Origin of the sequence: Sphingomonas sp. PAMC 26621 (assembly GCF_000251145.1) — a bacterium.
Classification (GTDB): Bacteria; Pseudomonadota; Alphaproteobacteria; order Sphingomonadales; family Sphingomonadaceae; genus Sphingomonas.
This window is the reverse complement of sequence record NZ_AIDW01000036.1, coordinates 146232-166346: the sequence shown is the minus strand read 5'-3', so window position 1 is coordinate 166346 and position 20115 is coordinate 146232. Positions and strand designations below refer to the sequence as shown.

The 20115-nt window shown below is 62.2% G+C and carries 26 protein-coding genes; 16 read left to right on the top strand and 10 right to left on the bottom strand.

The window, feature by feature from the left end; all coding sequences use genetic code 11:
- Window positions 1-15 precede the first annotated feature (15 nt).
- From RI03_RS17350 to RI03_RS17315, 10 genes are all read right to left on the bottom strand, one after another.
- Entirely contained in the window at window positions 16-1110 is a 1095-nt protein-coding gene (locus RI03_RS17350; RefSeq protein WP_010218880.1) for a tyrosine-type recombinase/integrase, read from the bottom strand.
- Complete coding sequence (locus RI03_RS25405) at window positions 1002-1286, bottom strand: helix-turn-helix domain-containing protein (protein WP_081504249.1); 285 nt, start codon at window positions 1284-1286, stop codon at window positions 1002-1004. The genes RI03_RS17350 and RI03_RS25405 overlap by 109 nt, the downstream gene beginning before the upstream one ends.
- Window positions 1283-1714, bottom strand: a complete 432-nt coding sequence (locus RI03_RS17345) for a hypothetical protein (protein WP_238542430.1) — start codon at window positions 1712-1714, stop codon at window positions 1283-1285. The genes RI03_RS25405 and RI03_RS17345 overlap by 4 nt, the downstream gene beginning before the upstream one ends.
- Complete coding sequence (locus tag RI03_RS17340; RefSeq protein ID WP_010218878.1) at window positions 1698-2132, bottom strand: hypothetical protein; 435 nt, start codon at window positions 2130-2132, stop codon at window positions 1698-1700. The genes RI03_RS17345 and RI03_RS17340 overlap by 17 nt, the downstream gene beginning before the upstream one ends.
- Window positions 2129-3130: a hypothetical protein gene (locus tag RI03_RS17335; RefSeq protein ID WP_010218877.1), complete on the bottom strand. Its 1002-nt coding sequence runs from the start codon at window positions 3128-3130 to the stop codon at window positions 2129-2131. The genes RI03_RS17340 and RI03_RS17335 overlap by 4 nt, the downstream gene beginning before the upstream one ends.
- Window positions 3130-3573 carry a hypothetical protein gene (locus RI03_RS17330; protein ID WP_010218876.1) on the bottom strand — a complete coding sequence of 148 codons (444 nt, stop codon included), beginning with the start codon at window positions 3571-3573 and terminating at the stop codon, window positions 3130-3132. Before RI03_RS17330 ends, RI03_RS17335 begins: the two co-directional genes overlap by 1 nt.
- Window positions 3570-3728, bottom strand: coding sequence for a hypothetical protein (locus RI03_RS24150; RefSeq protein ID WP_170318396.1), 159 nt, complete (start codon window positions 3726-3728; stop codon window positions 3570-3572). Before RI03_RS24150 ends, RI03_RS17330 begins: the two co-directional genes overlap by 4 nt.
- A complete protein-coding gene (locus RI03_RS17325; protein WP_010218874.1) occupies window positions 3725-4006 on the bottom strand; it encodes a hypothetical protein in 282 nt (93 codons plus the stop codon). The genes RI03_RS24150 and RI03_RS17325 overlap by 4 nt, the downstream gene beginning before the upstream one ends.
- A gap of 109 nt (window positions 4007-4115) precedes the next feature.
- Window positions 4116-4382: a hypothetical protein gene (locus RI03_RS17320; protein ID WP_138995708.1), complete on the bottom strand. Its 267-nt coding sequence runs from the start codon at window positions 4380-4382 to the stop codon at window positions 4116-4118.
- Between the two features lie 335 nt (window positions 4383-4717).
- Window positions 4718-5323 (bottom strand): LexA family protein, encoded by a 606-nt coding sequence (locus RI03_RS17315; RefSeq protein ID WP_010218871.1) that lies wholly within the window; start codon window positions 5321-5323, stop codon window positions 4718-4720.
- A gap of 75 nt (window positions 5324-5398) precedes the next feature.
- Here RI03_RS17315 and RI03_RS22845 point away from each other — a divergent pair, with 75 nt between their 5' ends.
- From RI03_RS22845 to RI03_RS17240, 16 genes are all read left to right on the top strand, one after another.
- Window positions 5399-5674: a carph-isopro domain-containing protein gene (locus tag RI03_RS22845; RefSeq protein ID WP_081504248.1), complete on the top strand. Its 276-nt coding sequence runs from the start codon at window positions 5399-5401 to the stop codon at window positions 5672-5674.
- The gene (locus tag RI03_RS17310) at window positions 5671-6141 is read left to right on the top strand and encodes a phage regulatory CII family protein (RefSeq protein WP_010218870.1); all 471 of its coding nucleotides are present in this window, start codon (window positions 5671-5673) and stop codon (window positions 6139-6141) included. The genes RI03_RS22845 and RI03_RS17310 overlap by 4 nt, the downstream gene beginning before the upstream one ends.
- Window positions 6138-6425, top strand: a complete 288-nt coding sequence (locus RI03_RS17305; RefSeq protein ID WP_010218869.1) for a hypothetical protein — start codon at window positions 6138-6140, stop codon at window positions 6423-6425. Before RI03_RS17310 ends, RI03_RS17305 begins: the two co-directional genes overlap by 4 nt.
- On the top strand, window positions 6388-7098 hold the full coding sequence (locus tag RI03_RS17300; RefSeq protein ID WP_170318395.1) for a hypothetical protein: 711 nt from the start codon (window positions 6388-6390) through the stop codon (window positions 7096-7098). The genes RI03_RS17305 and RI03_RS17300 overlap by 38 nt, the downstream gene beginning before the upstream one ends.
- Complete coding sequence (locus tag RI03_RS17295) at window positions 7098-7295, top strand: hypothetical protein (RefSeq protein WP_010218866.1); 198 nt, start codon at window positions 7098-7100, stop codon at window positions 7293-7295. The genes RI03_RS17300 and RI03_RS17295 overlap by 1 nt, the downstream gene beginning before the upstream one ends.
- Complete coding sequence (locus tag RI03_RS22325; protein WP_010218865.1) at window positions 7288-7515, top strand: hypothetical protein; 228 nt, start codon at window positions 7288-7290, stop codon at window positions 7513-7515. The genes RI03_RS17295 and RI03_RS22325 overlap by 8 nt, the downstream gene beginning before the upstream one ends.
- Window positions 7515-7727: a hypothetical protein gene (locus tag RI03_RS17285; protein ID WP_010218864.1), complete on the top strand. Its 213-nt coding sequence runs from the start codon at window positions 7515-7517 to the stop codon at window positions 7725-7727. The genes RI03_RS22325 and RI03_RS17285 overlap by 1 nt, the downstream gene beginning before the upstream one ends.
- Before the next feature lie 437 nt (window positions 7728-8164).
- A complete protein-coding gene (dnaG, locus tag RI03_RS22320; RefSeq protein WP_010218863.1) occupies window positions 8165-11377 on the top strand; it encodes a DNA primase in 3213 nt (1070 codons plus the stop codon).
- Window positions 11378-11577: 200 nt separating this feature from the next.
- Complete coding sequence (locus RI03_RS17275; RefSeq protein ID WP_238542429.1) at window positions 11578-12135, top strand: hypothetical protein; 558 nt, start codon at window positions 11578-11580, stop codon at window positions 12133-12135.
- 406 nt (window positions 12136-12541) lie between these two features.
- Entirely contained in the window at window positions 12542-13150 is a 609-nt protein-coding gene (locus RI03_RS17270) for a hypothetical protein (RefSeq protein ID WP_010218861.1), read from the top strand.
- Window positions 13151-13152: 2 nt separating this feature from the next.
- On the top strand, window positions 13153-15288 hold the full coding sequence (locus RI03_RS17265) for a phage terminase large subunit family protein (RefSeq protein ID WP_051007287.1): 2136 nt from the start codon (window positions 13153-13155) through the stop codon (window positions 15286-15288).
- A 2-nt stretch (window positions 15289-15290) separates the two neighbouring features.
- Entirely contained in the window at window positions 15291-15506 is a 216-nt protein-coding gene (locus RI03_RS17260; RefSeq protein ID WP_010218859.1) for a phage head-tail joining protein, read from the top strand.
- Window positions 15507-15508: 2 nt separating this feature from the next.
- Window positions 15509-17035: a phage portal protein gene (locus tag RI03_RS17255; protein ID WP_081504247.1), complete on the top strand. Its 1527-nt coding sequence runs from the start codon at window positions 15509-15511 to the stop codon at window positions 17033-17035.
- Window positions 17036-19219: a ClpP-like prohead protease/major capsid protein fusion protein gene (locus RI03_RS17250; RefSeq protein WP_010218856.1), complete on the top strand. Its 2184-nt coding sequence runs from the start codon at window positions 17036-17038 to the stop codon at window positions 19217-19219. It begins immediately after the preceding gene.
- Window positions 19220-19278: 59 nt separating this feature from the next.
- Window positions 19279-19737 (top strand): hypothetical protein, encoded by a 459-nt coding sequence (locus RI03_RS17245; protein WP_010218855.1) that lies wholly within the window; start codon window positions 19279-19281, stop codon window positions 19735-19737.
- A 5-nt stretch (window positions 19738-19742) separates the two neighbouring features.
- Window positions 19743-20075 (top strand): DUF2190 family protein, encoded by a 333-nt coding sequence (locus tag RI03_RS17240; protein ID WP_010218854.1) that lies wholly within the window; start codon window positions 19743-19745, stop codon window positions 20073-20075.
- Window positions 20076-20115: the final 40 nt, after the last annotated feature.

Below are 20115 nucleotides of genomic sequence, written 5' to 3'. Positions count from 1 at the left end.
AAATCTTTGATCTAATTAAGCTTTTCGCAGGTGCTGCGGCTTGGCTTCGGGGATAGTCCGGGACTCGCTTGCATCCAAAGCCTGCCGAACATCGTCATCGGTGGCATGCGCGTAGCGCAGCGTTGTTTTGATCGACCGGTGCTTCAGCGCCTCTTTCGCGACAGCGAGATTGCCCGTAGCGCGCAAGATCCTGGTGCCACGCGTATGGCGCAAGTCGTGGAAGCGGAAGTTCTCGATGCCGGCAGCTTCCTTGGCTGCCACCCAGGGCTTCCGCAGCACGCTTTCCGTCATCGGGTAACGCTGCCCCTTGATCCGAACTGGTTGCTTGCGTCCAAGGGCGTCAGTGAACCCTGGCTTTGTTCGCACCGCGACATAGGTGAACACGTTCGGTATCAGACCGACGCGAGGCTGGTTGGCGATGATGATGATCATCTCCTGTGTCAGCGGTCGCTTGACGATGTCGCCCCCCTTGATCCGAGTGACGGCCGACGCGTTCGCCATGTCCAGGTCGACCCAACGCAGCCCGATCACTTCGCTCAGCCGCCACCCGGTTTTCAGCGCGAACGAGCAGAAGTCGAACAGGTCACGTCGGATCTCGCCAAAGAGCTTGTCCTCTTCGTTAGCGCTCAACTCACGAGGATCGGTCTTCGCGACTTTGAGAAACAGCGCGCCCCAGTTGGGCATTTCGCCGACGTCGTAACGGGCCTTATCCGCCCACCGCCAGATCGCGCGCCAGTCCTCGATCTCACGGTTGACGGAAGAGTTGGCGAGCGTCGCCCGACGCTTCGCAACGAGTGCGAGGAGATCCCGTTGAGTGATTTCGGACAAGAGATGCGCGCCGCCAAGGCCGGCCATAAGCATTCGCATATGGCGTTCGGTATCTATCCAACTGGGCAGCTCCTCGACCTTGTCTTGGTAGAGCCCACAGGCTTCGTCGAGGGTGATGGGCGGTCGTAGGTTGCCGCCATTGCGCGCCTTGGCCCGCTCGATCTCCTCGTGCGCTAGCGCTGCGCGTTTGCTTTTGCAGCCTGTCGTTCCGAAAAAGCGACGACCTTTCCAGACGAAGTCGAATTGGAAGTACGGCGAGTTTTTCGGCTTGTAGACTGACATTCTGGTGCTTTCCGAACGCGGCCTTCAATGAAATCGTCGCAATCTTCGGGCCGGTACCGAATCACGCGATCGGAGATGGCGATATAGCGAATGTGCCCGTCACGTCGCAGCTGGCGCAAGGTCTTCGTGCAGACGTGGATCCGCGCGGCTGCCTCTTCGGGGGTCAGCAGAGTCATAGCGGGTCGAACCCCTGCCGGATCCGCAAGATCATAAAGTCCGGCCACTCCATCCGGCCCTTTCCGTCGTTGGCCGCGCGATCCTCGTCGCGATAGCGCTGGATCAGCGTGTTGTGTTGCGACGATGCCACGCGGCCCGCCTCTCGCGCTTCCGGAGTGCCTCGCGTGCCATTGCGGGTTACCCGCGCGACGATCGACAGCGGCGTGAGAACGCGACCACGCTTGGTCGCCCGGTTGTTCCAGGCCGTGTTATGCTCCGGCTTGCAGAACAGCTGGTTGACGACCTTCGGTTCAAAAAGCCCCATGCACTCAGGGCAGGGGCGAGCGGTCCAGTCCCCCGCCTGTTGTCCGGGCATGCGGTTGTGGCCCTTCTGAGAGCAGCCTTGTAACAAGGCTGCTCCTGGCGCGGAGTCAGGCCGCTTCGGCATAGCCATTCCTGCAGTTGGCTTCGGCAGCGAGAGCATGCTCGGCGTGCCACAGAAGCGTGGTGGCAGCGGCGGCATAGTCCGCCTTATTGGCGTTGCCGCGATCCTTGGCCGCGATCTGGCTGGTACGTGCCGCTGCCGCTGCAAGCGTATCGCGCTGCTCGTGTAGACTTGCACCGCCGCAACAGGCGCAGGTCGGGGGCAGGGGCTGGCGGTCGGCAATCGCGCGCCACCTTGCGGCTATCGCCGACATGATGCGGATACCGGTGTCGGCGTCGGCCTGTGTGAGCTTCGCAGCTGCGACGGCAGCGGGATAGCGTGCGACGCGCTCGCCGAGCAGGTGCGCGGCGAGGCTGGCGAGCGTATCGTGCTCGTCAGCGTAGCGTGGTCGCGCATCGCTCAAGCTCGCGCTCATGCTCATTGGGGCTGGACCTTGTCCAAGGCAGAGAGAGCCCACAGCGCCCGAAGCTCATCCATGCGGACGTAAATCGGCACAACGCGATCGCCCGGCAGTCGAGGGTTTCCGATTGGCAGTATTTTGGCAACGGCTGCCGCTAACTGCTCGTTCCGCTCGACCATCCCCCGGCCCACCCCATCGCGGGCGGCGGCGCGCGATGCGAGACGCGTGTTTTCCGATAGGATCACGCCGATATCCCAGCGCCAGACAAGCGCGGTTTGATCCGGCACGCCCGCCTGCTGTTTCACATAGGCTTCGCGTACCCGCGCTACGGCTTCCTCGGTGGTCCTTTGGTCGCCCTTCATGGGATCAGGGCCGATGTCAGGAAACGCCATGCGCTCGACATCCTCATCCCCGGCGTCGGGGCGGGCGGTCGCTTCTTCCAACTTGTTTTGCAGATCGCAGACGATTTCGGCGGGGCTGTCCATGTAGCAATAGCCGGTGGGCAATGCCTCCATCAGTGATCGACCAACGTTTGCCATGTCACGCACTTCGGCAAGCGCGCTGGTGTAGCCGCTGGCCTGCCAGTTATCGGCGGCGTTCTCGATCGTTTCGAGAATATCGGCATGATCCGGTGCGGCGACGCACGGCCCGGCGTCGGGGCGGGCGGTGCGAAGGCAATTAGCCGCTTCGGCAAGAAAGGCCTTATCTGAAGCTGTCAGCGGCCCGCCATCATCTCGAATGCGATCAAGCCGCCATGCTATATCGACGTCGGGGCGGGCGGTGTGGGCGAGGGCATTCCTGACGCGGTCGCAGCACTCAATCCAATTTACTTCAGACCGAAAACTCTTGGTGCGATTGTAAGCATCATCGATTGCACCTGCTCGGGACATTCCTTTGTCTAGGCTCGCTTGAATTTCTCTGTCCCAAGCAGCGGCAGCCGCCGGAAATATCAGCTTTACCAATCGATCAGCCCGCGTAATATCCTCGCGCATCGGCGCGGCTTTGGCGGGGGCAGTCATCACAAATCTCCCGGATGATGCAGGATCGTCTCGCCCATGATCCGGTTGCCGTCGTTGTCCTCTTGCACGAGACGATGACCGCTCGCCGTGGTGCGTCCGGGACTGTCGGCGGCGTCGTTGCCTGCCCACTCAGCACCTTCCTTGCGACCTGGGTGCATCGCTTCGATCATCGCGAAGTTGGCGGCATCAACCAGATAGTGCTTGTTGCCGGTCGCGCGGTATTTCGCCATCCGCGCCCGCACATCATCGCTAGCCGAAAACTTAAGCGGGTATGCCTGTGCAACACGGCCATACTTGTGAAAGCTGACCATCATCGCGGACATCATCTTGACCGCAAAGTCAGCGTCGAACTCGGTCTTAGGTACACCGGCTGCGGTAACATAATTGTTGATAGCTCGGATCAATTCCTCGCGCATCGGCGCGGCTTTGGCGGTGTCGGTCATCGCACGCCCCCCACGCATACTTCGATCAGGATGCCGAACCACTGACAGCAGAAGCCGAAGCCGCGAACTTCATCGCCGTCGGGACCAAAGTCGTCGGTAAGCGCAGATCCGGAATACCGACCGACCTGCAGACGCGGAATCATATGACGGATCATTTTTGAACCCTCCGATGGTAGACGACGGTCGTGGCCTTCCGGCCGCTGATCTCCCGCGCACGATTGAAACCGGCAGCGCGAAGAGCGTTCGCGACGGCCTTGCCGTCGAGGTCAGGAATGATGGCGAGGGTGTTTCGCGCACCGGCCGGTTCGCCGGGAATCATGGCAAGAACCTTGCGCGCCGCAGACAGCTCGTCGGCGAAGTTGACGACGTCGCGGCCTTTCACGCGGGCGGACACGAAGCCACGCAATAATGCGCTATGCTCACGCAGCATCATGCGACGGTGACCGCGATGATGACGAGCCACAGCGCGATCGTCACCGCGATGACGATCGAGAGAGATCGGCGTAGCGAGCACCGAGAATCAGACGCGAGGCGCGTTCGCATCACAGATGCCCCTCGAGCCAGGCACGGACGAACTGCGCGGCCATGTACAGGACGAACACGACAATGAGCGCTACGGTGGCGCGCTCGACCAGCTTAAAGTCGGGATCGGCCTCAACCGCGCACTGCTCGACGGGTGGCGCACTGCGAGACACCTGAAGTGATCGTGCGCGAAACAACGATGCGAGATCGCGTTCAGCGGTTTCGGTTGCCCAGATCGGGGGCGTGTAGGATTGAACTTCGGGTTTCGCGTCGATGCGAACAGACATCGTAGCCTCCACCGCCGCGGGATGCGGCTGTGAGGCCATATGCGATTAACGCAAACTGCCGGTCAATCAAAAAGTTTGCGACTTTCGCAAATGTCTTGACCTACGTCGGAATCTGTTCTTTTTATGTTCTCATACTAGTGATCGATTCCCGGGAGAGTTTCGCGTGGCTGTTGAGTATCGTGTCATCGCGTTCGGTGAGCCGCAGGGTCCGTGGCGTCCTACTGAGCGGCGGGCTGAAGAAGACGCTGTAGCCCAAGGATTGGCCGAGTTTGACGAGTGGGGGCAGCTCTACCTCGACGCCCCGGCCAGCATAGAATGGCGCTTTTATGAAGAGCTCAGGCGGTCCGCATAGGAGCGTCTCGCAAGTTATAAGAGAACACCCGCCCTTCGATAGTGATTGCTTCGGCACCGATCAGCATCTCTTTATGGGCCGGGTTCGTCGAGCAAGGCACGAGCCTGGCGGGGCCATCTCGGTATTCCTTAAAGGTTGTCTCGCCGTCGCTCGTGCGAATCACGTACCGCCTACCGGCCCATAACTGCTTGTCATCTGGATCAATAATTACGGTCGAGCCGGCTGGCGCGATCAAATCCATCGAGTCGCCCACAATCCTTAGGCCGTATGCTCGAACAGGAATGTCTGGATCGCTAACGATCAACCGCCGACCGCCGCGCTGCTCCTGTGGCTGGAAACTTCCTGCCGGGACATCGCCAAGCAACGGCAGCGACCTGATCTGCAGGCGTTCCTCATCCGCGTCGTCAGGCACCAGTTCCTGACGGATCGCGTCCATTTCCGGAACCTTGAATTGGCGCTTTCCCGCTAGGGCTTTCGAGAGGTGGTTCTCGTCCATGCCTATAGCCTGCGCAAGGTCGCGCTGGCTCATATTGCGCCGAAGTAGCTCCGCCTTGATGTCGTTCGCGTCCATGCTGGCATCAAGCGGCATTATGCGAATGTCGCAATTGCCATTATCGCAAAATACCCCTTGCTGGTAGTTTGCGTTTATCGCATATGTTTGCGCATGGAAAACGTCTCCAACCAAATCATCGATGCCCTTGGCGGCACGACCGTGGTTTCTCGAATGACCGAGACTTCCCCCTCGACGGTTCACAGCTGGCGTAAGAATGGCATTCCTCGCTCTCGGTTGGCGCACCTGCGTCTGGTTGCGGACCGGGAAGGTTTGGTGATCGACTGGGAGACCGGCGCGGAACTGAACCATGCTGGCGCTGATACCGGTTCGGAAGCTTCGGACGCATCCGGAAACGCGGGCAATCTTTCCGCTGCGGTGTCGGCATGACCCCGGAACGTATTGCCATCAAGCTCGCGACCGCGGAGTTGATCAAGGGATGCGGCGGGCTTGAAGCTTCGGCAGGATTCTGCCGCGTCGGCAAGACAGTCCTTGGCGACAACCAGTCAGTCAACCGCCCGGATAGCTTCGTTGCGATCGACGTCGTGCAGGACCTCGAACCCCTGGCGCGTGATCGCGAGGGCTGGCCGCATATCACTCGTGCGCTGGCGGCGGGCCTGGGCTTCGCGCTGGTGCGCCTGCCTGAGTGCACTCCGTCAGGAACCGACCTGCTGATGCTGCTCGCCAGACTCTCAAAGGAGGGCGGCGATATCGCCAGCGAGATTTGCAAGGCGCTCGCCGACCAGGTCGTGAATCCAGCCGAGGCCCGCGCGATCCGCAAGCAACTGCGCGAACAAATCGAAGTCGCGGTGCAGCTCGATGCCGCGCTCGCTTCCATCGAAGGGAACCAAGAATGAGCAAGATGCACCTCACGGCGACCCCGGCGAACGAAGGCGCGCGCCGTCTCGCGCACTGGATTGGCTCGGAATGCGGCGGTGACCTCACGGCGGCAGAGCGGATCCTGTTCGTCGACGAAAGCCAGCTTGGGCGGCTGCTCGATGGTTCGCTGTTGCCGGGATCGCTCCTGCTGACCGATCTCGTTCCCCGGACAGAGGGGGCAGTATTGCCGCTCGACTGGTACAACGAGGCGGTGGGCGCTTGGTATGACCAGCCCGCCGATCGGCAAGCCCTGGCTGAATGATCCTTTCCCGTTTCTCGAACAGCAAGCGTGCGGGATTTCACCCCGACGTCCCGCGCGTGCCGACGCGGCTTGTCCCCCCCTGGCCGCGTCGGCCGCTGTGCTGTGGAGGTTGACCATGGGGCAGGAAGCCTACGTCCAGCACCGTCCGTTCGAGGGCGCGGAGTGCCTAATTCCGTTCGCCGGACCGTTCGCGGCCACGGCAGACGGTCTCTCGGCATGGGTGTCCGGCGCCGGGGCGGATCGCATCTGCGTCTATGCTCGAGCGCCGCAAGCTCCCCGCGCCGTCGGTGCGCGCGCGCATCGTCTGATGCTGCAGGGCCTTATCACCTTGCGGCGGACGCGCCATGAACCGGGCAGTTCGCTGTTCGATTTCGCCGCCCGCCGAACAGCTCTCGCTTTCGCCAATGCCCGGCCCGTTGCTATCGATACGACGCTGCCGACCGAGGCCCGGTTGCTGCTCGATCTGTTGGTCCGGTTGGCCGACGATCGGCGGCGCTGTCCGAGCAACCCCTCACTGGCGGCGATGCTGGGGGTGCGCAGTGCCGACCTCGTGTCGAAGCATCTGGCGAAACTTGACCAAGCCAACTTGATCGCGATCACGCGCTACGAAGATCTCGACTTCCGTCAGATCGAGATCCTCGAAACCGGCGCGAAGACAGGAATGGGCGTCTGATGCCGCGCCGGGTGTCCGTCGATGCGGAGATCGCCGCGATCGCGGCGGCAGCCGTTGGCCGTTCGCTTACCTCGGACGAACAGCTGCGCATCGAGCGGCTCAAGAATGTCGAGCAGCTGCGCCGATCGCGGCTGCCACGGCAGATCGAAGCGGCGCGCGCGAAGCTGGCGCGGCTCGAGGCGCAATACCGTGGCTGACGTCATCGACATGGCGCAGCGGCTGCAGGCTGCGGACAATGACACGGCGATCGCAGCGGCGTGCGTGCCCGTCCCGCGTGGCGTTCCAGGCGACTGCCACCAGTGCGGCGATGAGAGCAAGCGTCTGGTTGATGGCTGGTGCGCTCTCTGCCGCGACGCGCGTGACAAGACCGTGAAGACCCGAGGCGGCGGCTTCTACGAATTTGATGGAGACAGGTGATGCTAGTGCCGATCATCACGATCGATATTGCCAGCGACACCGGAGAGATCCGGACGTTCATTAACCCAGCCCACGTTGTTTGGATCGCGGATCACCCCGAGCGCGCCGGTACGACGTTGATGCGCCTGTCGAACGATGTCCTGTGCGCCAAAGGCTCTGCGCCTGATGTCGCCGCCCAGCTCGGAGCGCCGAGCAAGGTGGCTGCTTCGTGAAGCACGCTACTCATGATTGCCCCGTCCCTTTCTGCCGCGAAACACGAACACGTTGGCAGGCCGTCTGCCCGAGCTGCTGGAAACGGCTGCCGGCGGATCTGCGCGGCCGGATCACGGAAGCCAAGGAAAATCGCGCACGGCATCTTGAGGCGAAGGCCGCAATCAAGGCGACGCGGTGGCTGACGGAAAACCAGCCGGGGCAGGCAACCGCGCGCGTGATCGGCGACGCTAGCGCCGCTCCGCCATGATCTGAGTTTCGGGACGCACGGGCTCTGCCGAACTGTGCGTCCGCCATCGCTGGGGGGACGATGCTCGAACATCCCCCCGATCTTTTCCAGCCGTATTCGGGGGTGATCGTACCAGTGTCTGTGACCAACCTGACGCCGTCGAAATGGTCGGCGGCGAAAAGCTCAGCGCGTCGAAGCGCGAGATAGCCAATGGCTCTTACCACGCAATTTCTCGATGATCTGCGTTCGCGGATTACGTTGTCGGATGTCGTTGGGCGCACGCTTAAGCTCGATCGCGCCGGCCGTGAATTTCGCGCCTGTTGCCCATTTCACCAAGAGCAAACGCCAAGTTTCTACGTCAATGATGACAAGGGCTTCTATCATTGCTTCGGGTGCGGCGCGCACGGGGACGCGATCCGTTGGCTGACCGATAAAAGCGGGCTTGGTTTCATCGATGCGGTCCGAACGCTTGCGGAAGATGCCGGCGTCATCGTGCCCGCGCCATCGCCGGACGTGGAGCGACGGGAAAACGAAGCTAGCAATGCAGCTGACGTACTCGCTAAAGCCGCGGCATGGTACGCGGCCGAGCTGGTCGGCGATGCCAAGACGACCGAGCTTCTGACAAAGCGCGGAGTGGGCGCGGAGACGATCGCGCGATTCGAGTTAGGCGTTGCGCCGGCTCGCAAGTCGATCGCGGCCAGTGGCGTTCCACCGAAAACGCTGGAAACGCACGGACTGATGATGGAAGCGACCGAAGGTCGCGACGCCGGGCTGTGGCGCGACCGGTTCCGCCAGCGCATCATGATCCCCATCCACGACACGCGAGGCCGTATGATCGGCTTTGGCGGGCGGGCGATCGGTGACGCCGAACCGAAGTATCTGAACAGCCCAGATAGTACGGTATTCAATAAGGGCGAGGTGCTTTTCAACCTGCATCGCGCCGCACCGGCCGCGCGATCGGCGCGTCGGCTAATCATCGGCGAGGGGTTTTTCGACGTGATCGCGCTCGATCGTGTCGGGATCCTCGAAGGCGTCGCGCCGATGGGAACAGCACTGACCGAGCGCCAGCTCGAGCGCGCCTGGCGCGCGACCGAGCGGCCAATCCTGCTGTTCGACGGTGATGCGCCGGGGCAGAAAGCAGCGCTGCGGGCGTGCGGTCGCGCGCTTCCGTTTGCCGGTCCCGGACGATCGTTGACGATCGCGATGCTCCCGGACGGGCACGATCCGGACACGCTGGTCAATGCGGCCGGATCGATTGAGGAAGGCCGCGCCGCGATTGAACACGTGCTGTCCGCTGCGCAGCCGATGGACGCGTGGTTGTGGGAAACGCTGCTCGCCGCGGCCGAGGTGGATGGACCCGAAGGGCGCGCGGGGCTTTGGGCGCAACTTGCGACGATGGCCGGTACGGTCCGCGACGACGAAACACGAGCGCACTATCTCTCCGCCTGGCGCGCACGCTTTGACGCCGAGTTCCCCCCGCTACCCCCCGGTATGACCGAAGATGACATGCTTCCACATGGAAGGGTGGCCGATCTTTCTATCATGGGGGAGGCCGACCGGGCGAGAGTACGCCGTGTCGTGCAATTGCGCTTGTCTCGCACACCAAACACGGTTGGGGATGACCCAAAGCAAGCCGGTAGGTTTGCCTTCAAGCTTGGCGGCATGATTGCGAGCGGGCTAATCGATCCGTTCATGGCAATGGCAGCTGCCGTCGTCGTGCTGGGGGAAGGGCGGGTTGCCAAATGGAACGGGGCGGAAGGCCGCAACCTTCGCCGTTCCTTTGAAGCTGGCATGGCCAAGGGCTATGACGTTGCGCCGATGCTGCTCGATAGGCGGTGCGCCATGTTCAATCGCACCGACAAAGGTAATTCCGAACGGTGGATTGCACGGTACGGCGAGGATTACCTTTACACCACATCGAAAGGTTGGCTCGGTTGGGATGGGCGGCGGTACCGCGTGCTCAATCAGGAGAAAGACACGACACCGGCAGAGGTGCTGGCCAGCGTCGTCGCTACGATCGAAGCGATCCAGCGCGAAGCGGATTTTGTCCGTGATACGGGCTGGGCCGAGTGGGTCGAGATTTCTGAGAAGCTTCTGCTGGACGAAACATTTCAAGATCCGCGTCGGCCGCACGGCATGGATCGATGGCAGGGTGGCGGCAAAAAGACTGAGCTGCTTTCTGACAAGCTGGCTGGTTGGGCGAATGCTTCTGAGGCTGCGGGGCGGATTAACTGCATATCTGGGCTCGTGAAACGTGACGTGACGGTCGAGCTGAGCACGTTCGACACTGACCCTCTTCTGCTCAACTGCACCAACGGCACGTTGCGGTTCATTCGGGGGGGCGAGGGTTCGTCTTCACGCGTCGAGCTACAGCCGCACAACCGCGCCGATCGTCTGACGAAGGTCACCGCTTGTGCTTACGAGCCAGAAGCTCCCGCGCCATTGTTCCAGCCACTGATTGAATGGGCCCAACCCGATTCCAAACGTCGTCGGTACCTACGGCAATGGATGGGCTACAACCTGACAGGCGAGACCAGCGAACAGATCTTTCACGTATGGTGGGGACCGAGCGCAGCCAACGGCAAATCCACGGTGTCGAACGTCTGTCGTGATGCTGTCGGTGATTACGGCGCGATGACGAAAGCGGAAACCTTTCTGGAGGTTGGCGCAAAGAAGGGCGCGGACGCGGCTTCTCCGGGCTTGGCGGTGCTGCCCAGTATCCGGCTGCTCGTATCAGGCGAGCCGCCCAAGGATGCGAAGGTCGATGAAGCACTGATCAACACCGTCACCGGCGGCGATGAGATGATGGCTCGCGACAACTTCCGCAGCTTCTTCTGGTTCACGCCTGCATTCAAATGGACGTTGTCCTGTAACAAGCTACCCCCGATCCCGCAGGGAACCGAGGGTATCTGGCGACGCATCAAAGTCGTTTTGTGGGAAAGCCATCTCGAAGAGCATGAGAAAGATCGCAGCCTGCCGCGCAAGCTCCGCGACGAGTATTCGGGCATTCTCGCTTGGATGGTGCGCGGTGCGCTGGACTGGATGGATAACGGGTTCGTCGAGCCGGACTCCGTTCGTGATGCAACGGCGGAGTTCAAGGCTGACAGTGATCCTGCGACGCGCTTCTTGCGGGCGTGCACCGAACCGGACGAACAAGGGTCTGTGCAGTCGTCCACGCTTTACGCCGTGTTCCTTGCGTGGGCAAAGGCGGCAGGCGAAACCGAGTGGTCACAGAAGGGGTTCAGTGGCGCTCTCAAATCGAAGCTCACGAAGAAGGCTTCGAACGGGATGCACTGGCTCGGGATCAAGCTGACCCGCGAGGCGCATGACTTCGTCGATAGCGAGGGGAATGTCCGCCAGCAGACCGATAGCGGCCGCGCTGCCTCGCCCGCCATTTACGACGACGACGATCTCCCGCCATAACCCTTCCATATGGAAGGATCGCGGAAGCTTACTGGAAGGGAAAAGGGCGGATTTGTGCGCCCTTGGAAGGGTTGGAAGGATCGCGGCCAACTTATCACATACATATGCGCGGGTGTGCGCGGGCGCGTGAAACTCACGTTCCATAAACCCTTCCAATCCTTCCAATCCTTCCACGGTATATAAATAAGGGCTACTTTCTAATGGTTTACTACAGCAAAGCTGGCGGAAGGGAGATTGATGAAGCTTCCGTTGGTGGAAGGGTCGTCGATCCGCGCGAAGAACGCGCCCGCGGTAGCCTGCTATCGTTCGGTGACGTCGAGGAACGGCTAGTTGAGGCGATGCTGGTATGCTGGCGCAACCCGGACCGCGAGCGCGGTTGGATGCGGATCCGCTCGGCCTGGCCGGACGTGGCCGCTGAGCCGGGTGATTACGATGCGCGCGGCGGTGACCTTGCCATGCCCGACGCTGAGATCCGTTCGGCATCGCTCACTCGGCTCGAAGTGGCTGAGATGGAAGAGGCGTTCGGGTGGGTCGAGCCGCTCAAGCCCGTTGATCGCAAGCTGATCGGCTTGGTGATCACGGCGCTCGCTCGCGGTGCCAAGCAGGTGCCGTGGATGCAGTTGCGCGGACCGATGGGCGTGACGCGGGGCGCAGAGGGGCTACGCAAGCGTTATGAGCGCGCGATGGGTGAGGTATGCCGCCGCGTGAACGGCGGATTTCCGGGGCTACCTTCCGTCAACCCGGTAAATCATCCGTGATGCAAATATTGAATGTCCACATCGACGGCCTTTTCAGGCTATTCCACGTCACACTGGGTCGGGCCTTCGGACACGGCGCAGCATCCTCTCCTAACCTCGGAACGACCAGCCAGCTCGATGGGCACGGCTGGTCGTTCCGCGTTTTGCCAACGGGCTTGATGCGGTCGGGCGTTGACCAGGTGCGGCGCGGCGCGAAATGCGACGAACCGAGGGCGGATGCAGCCAGAGGCGGGGCGGGTGGGGCAGATCTGGCACGGTCGTTGCCCAGGGGGTGCCCCCTTTGGGTCCTTCCGGGTATTTTGGCGTATGCGGGGGGCAAAGGCGCAGGGTTTCACTGTTCAAGCCCTGTTTCGGATTATGAACCTCGTGAACTGAACTGGTTCACGGTGGTGAATTGGAGCCCCAAATGACGCTGATGACGAAGGGTGAGTTCGCCCGTCATCGCGGCGTCGGCAAGTCGGCCGTTTCCAATTGGGCAAAGAAGGGCCTGTTGGTCTTGGGCGAGTGTCCGGAAACGTCGGTCCTCAAGGTGGACGTCGAACGGACCGAGGCTCGCATTAATACGAAGCTTGATCCGATGCGTGGCCGTCCGACGGCTGGCGTGCCGCTGATGCCCGCACCGCAAAGCGACGATGTCGTCGATCTATTAAGCGGCCGTCGTAGCGCCGCCCACGTTCGGGCCGATCTTGCCGAAGAGCAGCTGATCGGCCAGCGGCTGAAGAACAAGCTTGCAGCTGGTGAGCTGGCTCCCGCGGTGGAGCTGAAGCGGCGCAGTGGCGAACTAGGCCGTGTCTGTCGCGAGCGGATGCACTCGATGTTCCGGTCGATAGCAGAGCGGCTTGCCGCAGAGCGGGACGCGCGCACGATCATGGCGATCGGAGGTGCCGAGATCGACCAGGTGTTCAGTGATCTCGCTGACGAAGTCGACAGCGGCCTCTTGGCAAGTGACGACGACGGCGCGGAGGAAGCGTCGATTGAGAATGAGGTAGCTGCAGCCGAAGAGGCGGAGGAGTAGGAATGTTCGACTACAGTCACTTCGGCGACACAGCCGGCGTGGCCCTACGAGCAAATGTTGAGGCGCTCGATGGAGCGATCGCCTCCGGCCTGCGTCCGCCGCCCCGTATGGCAGTATCCGAATGGGCAAGCAGGTTTCGACGGTTCTCGGATGATGATCCAATCCCGGGGCCATGGCGGCACGCAACCGCACCCGAACTGGTCGAGATCATGGACGCGCTTTCGCCGCATGATCCCTGCGAAGAAGTCCCGGTCATCAAGTGCGCACAATCGGGCGGGTCGGCCTCTGCCGAGAACTGGATAGGATTCATATCCGATCTCGCGCCGGGGCCGATGTTGTTCGTACAGGCGACGCTAACTGCTGCCTTGGCGTGGGCGGCTGAGAAATTCTGGCCGATGGTCGAGAATACGCCGAAGTTGAACCCCGAGCGGGGCGGAACCATCCGGGCGCTTGGCACGCCGGATGGCAATGGTTCGACAAAGAGCAAGGTTCGCTTTTCGCGGTCCAACGGCTTCGTCCTGCTCGCCGGTGCAAATTCCGCGGCGTCGCTCCGGCAGCGTACCGTCCGATACGCGGTTGAAGACGATCTTGATCAGTTTCCTGACGACCTGGACGGGCAGGGATCGCCCGAGGTCATGGTCGACCAGCGGTTGAAGGTCTGGCGTCGACAGGGGCTATCGAAGCGCCTGAAAATCTCGACTCCGACGATCAAGGGTACGAGCAAGATCGGGCGTGCTTACGCCACGTCGGATCGGCGGCGCTATCACCTCAAATGCCCCGAATGCGGTAGTCGGTTCGTTCCGGAGTGGAACGACATCAAGTGGCCGGACGGCAAACAGGCTGAGGCGCACCTAATTCCGCCGTGCTGCGGGTTCGACCATGTGGAGCACTGGCAGAAGGCTTCCATGAAGCTGCCGGATGGTTGGCTGTCGGACGAGATCGAAGGGGCGAAGATGCCCCGCGTTATGAGTGAGGAGGAATTCCAAGCTGCCCGTGGGCAGATGCCGGCCAGTGTGAAGCGTGGTTTCCATCTGACCGGCATCATTTCATCGTTCCAGACCTGGGGCGACATGGCCGTCTCGTTTGGCGAAGCGCAGGGGGATTTGAACAAGCTCAAGACCTGGACCAATCTGGTTCACGGGTTTGAGTTTGAGCTGAAGGGTGGCACGCCCGATTATGAAAAGCTGCGGGAGTTGCGGGAGCAGGGGTGGGGACCTCGCCAGCCGGTTCAGATCCCTGTCGGCCCGTTGGTCACGACCATGGGCGTCGACGTTCAGGGCGATGGGTTATACCTCGAGAAAGTCGGGTGGAGCGAGAATGCGGAAAGCTGGACGCTTGATGCTCGCTTCCTTCCCGGCGCAACCGACGTCAAAGGTGAGGGGGCTTGGGCCGACCTCGACCAGTACGCTCGACGCAAGATGGTTTTCCCCGGTGGGAAAACGTTCGGCATCGACCAGATCTGTGTCGATGCGGGCTATCACACCGAAGCCGCCGAGGCGTTCTGTCGCGCGCATCCGAATCGACTGGCAGTTTTCGGACGTGCAGGTTGGGCCCTGCCGATCCTCGGACGAGGCGAAAACCTTCGTTACGAACAGCAAGGCAGAAAAGCCGGGCAAGCGTCGAAACGTGCCGAGGACAAAGCATTCATCGTCGGCACGTTCGGAGTAAAACTGAGCTGGTACGGCTTTCTGCGGTCAACGATCACGGCAGCGGCGACAGAGACGGTAGGGGTCATCACTTCGGCCCGCGGCCGGGCGCACTTCAACGTTGATCTACCAGACGAATATTTTGAGCAGATCACTGCTGAGACGATCGTTACCGAAACGATCGGAGGTCAGCCGCGACGTGTTTGGAAGCCGCTCGCGGGGCGGGAAAATCACTGGTTGGACTGCCGGGTTTACAACACGGCAGCATACGAAAAGCTGATGCTCGATACTCTGACCGCGGCGGATTGGGCGCGCTTGCGTGCGGAGCGGCATGGCCCCGCCAGTGCAGCCCAGCCGAATCTGTTCGATCGTCCATTAACGGCACCGCCGGAACCAGCGGCAGTACGTGATGCGGTTAGCGAAACTGAAGACCCACAACCGCGGCAAGCTCCGGCTTCGCGGAAAACCAACCCGTACAAAAAGAGGAGGTAGGAATGGCGTATCAACAGTCCGACCTCGATCGGCTCGACCAAGCCATCTCAAGCGGTATCCGCTCGGTCACGTTCGCTGATGGACGCCGTACTGAATATCAGTCCCTCGACCATCTTCTGGCCGCGCGCGGGGTGATTGAGGCGCAGCTTAACATGCAGGCTCAGGCGACCAGCGGATTGTCGCGTCGGCGTACGCCTTATTATCGCAGCGGCCTGTAATCATGGCCCGCAGTTTTCTTGATCGGCTTCTGGGTCGCGCCCCGGAGGCAGTTCCGCAGCCATCACCAGCTCAGCGAATTGCATTTGGTCGCGGCACGCGGGCCGAATATGACGGCGCGACGTTCGGGCGGCGCTCCGCTGGCTGGCGGCGGACACAGCGCGACGCCAATGGCGAACTGTCGCCAGCAGTCATGGCGGCGCTGCGCGGCATCGCGCGGGATCTCGTTCGAAACAATCCGTTCGCAGCGCGCGGCGTGTCGACCATCGCCAACAACATGGTCGGAACCGGGATCACCTTTCAGGTCTACCGCGACGGCGTGATCGACAACCGATTGAACGCGATCGCGCGGCGACACTTCGACACGACTTCATGCGATTCTGGTGGGCGGCACGACCTTTACGGCCTCCAGCTGCAAGCAGCCCGCACGATCGTTGAAAGCGGTGCCGCAGTCATGCGTCGTCGCTGGCGACGGACCTCGGATGGATTGGCCCTGCCATTTCAGCTGCAGGTCCTAGAGCCCGATTATATCGATCCGTCGAAACATGGCGCGCTGGCAACCGCGCCTGGCGTGGCCGGTGGCTTCGTCGTCAACGGCGTGCAGTTCAACCCGCTCGGCGCACGTGAGGGATATTGGCTATACAGCGGCCACCCCGGGAGTTCGCGGCCGAGTTCGCTGGCGTCAAAGTTCGTTCCGGCCGCAGACGTCGCCCACGTCTTTCGCGCCGATCGACCCGAGATGGAGCACGGTGCGACCTGGTTTGCTCCCGTCGTGCTGCGGATGAAGGATTTCGGCGACTTCGAAGACGCAGAACTGACGAGACAGAAGATTGCCGCGGCCTTCGCTGGCTTTCTATACGACGATGGGACGGGGCCAAGCATATCGCCGCTCGTTGGCACTGACGAAGCGACTCCCGATGGACCGGCGCTGGACTTTGTAGATCCCGGAACGATCAGCACCCTTGGAAAAGGGCAGAAGATCGAATTTTCGGACCCGCCCAAAGTCGATGGCTATGCCGAATATTCGAAGGTTTCGCTCCGCGCGATCGCGGCGGGTCTGGGCACGCCATACGAGGCTCTGACGGGCGATCTCTCCAACGTCAATTTCTCATCCGGTCGCATGGGCTGGCTCGAATACCAGCGGTCTCTGTCGACTTGGCAGTGGGGCATGTTCATCCCGCAGTTCTGCGGCGCGGTAGGCACATGGATGATCGAAGCACTCGAAATGCTCGGCGAGAGCACGTCCGGTGTAACGGTTCGTTGGACACCGCCGGGCCGTGAGATGATCAACCCATCGGAAGAGGTGAAAGCCAGCCGCGATGCGATCCGCGCCGGCGGGAAGACGATTTCGCAGTGGGCACGCGAACGGGGTGAAGATCCAGATACCTTCCTCGCTGAGTGGAAAGCCGATGCGGAGAAGCTCGATGAGCTTGGCCTCATTTTCGACTCCGATCCGCGCCGCGTCACCGCGGTCGGTAACCCGGCAGACGCCGCCAACACCGGTTCGTCCGGTGCAGCCCAGGGGGCATAAATGACCGAAATTTTGATTTACGGCATCGTTGGCGACGAATGGGACGGGCTCGATGCCAAGACCCTTTTTGGTCTGATCGCAGGCGGTGATGATGACTTGGTCGTCCGCGTCAATTCGCCTGGTGGTTACGTCATGGAAGGTCTGGCGATCTTCAACGCGCTGATCGGTGCGAAGACGGCGGGCCGCAAGGTCACGATCCATATCGACGGTCTGGCAGCTTCCATGGCCTCGGTCATCGCGATGGCGGGTGATGAGATCATCATGGCCGACAATGCGCTGATGATGATCCACAACCCTTGGGATGTGGCGATCGGCGACGCGCGCGAGCTGCGTGCCGCAGCCGACAAGCTCGATGTCATCCGCGACCAATTGGTCCGCATCTATTCGGGGCAGACCGGGCTCACCGCCGACGAGCTCGTGCCCATGCTCGATGCCGAGACCTGGCTGACCAGCGAGCAGGCGCTCGAGCAGAAGTTCATCACGTCCGTGACCGAGGCGTCCAGCGCCGCGGCCTGTGACGTCACAGCATTCGGGTTCCGCAAGGCCCCGGAGACCCCGCGCATCTCCGCAATGGCGATGATCGGCAAGCCCAAAGCGGCCGCGTCCGCTCCTCACCGTCCACAGGAGAAAACCATGGACCTCTACAAGACCCGCGCGGCGCTGGTTGCCGCGATCTCCGCTTTCCAGAAGGACGGCGGAACTCAAACCGAGATCGACAAGATCACGGCCTCGGCCATTGCGCTCGACGCGCGGGACGCACTGCCGGCCAGTGGCGCATTGGCGTTGACCCCGGCAACTGCCGATCCTCTCATCAGCCAGCTGACCGCGGCGGACATCCAGAACGCCGTCTCGGCGGAACGCACCCGCACTGCCGGGATCCGCGCGCTCGGCACGAAGCATAATCTGCCTTCGGATTTCATCGACGGCTTGGTCGCGGACGGTACCAGCCTTGCTGTGGCGCGCGAGAAGATCCTCGACAAGCTCGCAGATGCCGGCGATTCGGCGAACATCGGGCACAGCAGCCCGGCGCGCGTGACCCTCGACCAGCGCGAGAAGTTTCGTGAAGGCGCGACCAACGCCATTCTCGTCCGCGCGGGTGTCGCGTCGCTCGTCGAACGGGCAGCGATGAAGGCAGGCAAGTCGGCGACGGAGGCGCGCGTCGATCCGGGTGAGTTCCGCAACATGCGCAATGCCGATCTGGCACGCGAGGCGCTGGACAACCTCGGCGTGAATACGCGGTCGATGCGCGATCCGGACTCGGTCGTTCGCGAAGCCATGACGACGCGCGGTGCGGTGATCACGCAGACGACCAGCGACTTCCCGGTCCTGTTCGAAAATGCGATCCATCGCATCCTGCAGGCGGCATACGCCACGGCCCCCGACACCTGGAGCCAGTTCTGCGGTATCGGCAGCGTCATGGATTTCCGGCAGCACACCCGGTATCTCCGCGGCACGTTCGGCGCACTCGATACGGTGAATGAGGCTGGCGAGTTCAAGAACAAGCCGATCCCGGATCTCGCCAAGGAAGTGATCAAGGCGAAGACGGTCGGCAACATGATCAGCCTGTCGCGACAGGCGATCGTCAACGATGATATGGAAATATTCTCGGGCCTCGCGGTCGATCTCGGTCGCGCCGCCAAGCTTACGATCGAAGTCGACGTCTACGCCCTGCTCAACAGCAACCCGACGATGAACGACGGCAACCAGCTGTTCTCTACGGCGCACGGCAACCTTGCCGCGACCGGTGCAGCGCTCGGCGTGAACACTCTCGACGCGATCCGCGTGGCGATGGCGTCGCAGAAGGACCTTTCGGGCAACGAGTTCCTCGGGGGCAATAATCCGGCGATCCTGCTCGCCCCGATCGGCCTCGGCGGGGCGGCCCGCCGCCTCAACGGCGCACAGTACGACCCGGACCAGACCGGTAAGTTCATGGTGCCGAACATCGTCAATGGCCTGTTCTCGACGATCGTCGATACGCCGCGCCTTACCGGTACTGCCTATTACGCCTTCGCCGACCCCAGCGTGTCGCCGACGCTCGAGGTCGTGTTCCTTAACGGCGTGACCGAGCCGTTCACAGACAGCCAGGACGGGTGGCGGACTGACGGTGTCGAATGGAAGGTCCGCCACGACTACGGCGTCGGCGCCGTCAACTGGCGCTCGGGCTACAAGCAGCCCGGCGCTTAATCGCGGAACCGCGACGCGGGGCGGCTCTGGTCGCTCCGCTGATCAGCAGGAGATACCCTATGCGTTTCATCAAGCTCTTGACCTCGGCCTACGTGGGCGGGGTTCTGCGTCACCCCTCCGAGGGGGTGATCCACACCGAAACCGACGAAGCGACCAAGCTGTTCGCAGATGCCGTTGCGGTCGATGTGACCGACGATTTCACCTCCAATCAGAATGATGCTGCGCCGGTCGAGCATATCAGTGCGCCCGGTGGCATGGAGGAGGCCCCCGCAACGGACAATCCGCATCAATCGGAAGTCGCACCGCAGCATGTTGCGGATGCAGCCGAGCCGGAAGCGCACCTGACCGCGCTGGAAGCGCCGGCGGCCGAAGCCGAACCCGTCGCAGGTGAGGCGATGGTTGCCGAAGCTGACCTCGGAGCCGCGGAGCCTGCGCTTGTCGCTGACCCGGAAGCCGAACCCGCTGCCGAGGCAGCACCCAAGTCGCGGACCCGTAAGCCCGCGCCAAGCAAGGAATAAGTCTCATGGCCAAGAACTATGTGCAGCCGGGTGAAACTCTCACCCTTATCGCGCCGCGCGCGGTCTCGTCGGGTAGCGGACTGCTAGTCGGCGCACTCTTCGCCGTCGCGCTCGCCGATGCGGCATCGGGATCGCAGGTCGAAGCGCGCCGGGTCGGGGTCTGGGATCTCGCCAAGGCAGCCGGAGCGTGGACCCAAGGCCAGAAAGTCTACTGGGACAATGCGGCTTTCAACCTCACGACCACTGCAACCAGCAACACGCTGGTTGGTGTCGTAGCGCAGGCGCAGGCATCGGCCGACACCGTGGGGCGCGTGCTGCTGACTGGGCAGGTTTCCTAACCCGTCGGCTTTCTGCCCCCTGGCGCAGACTGGCGGGCGG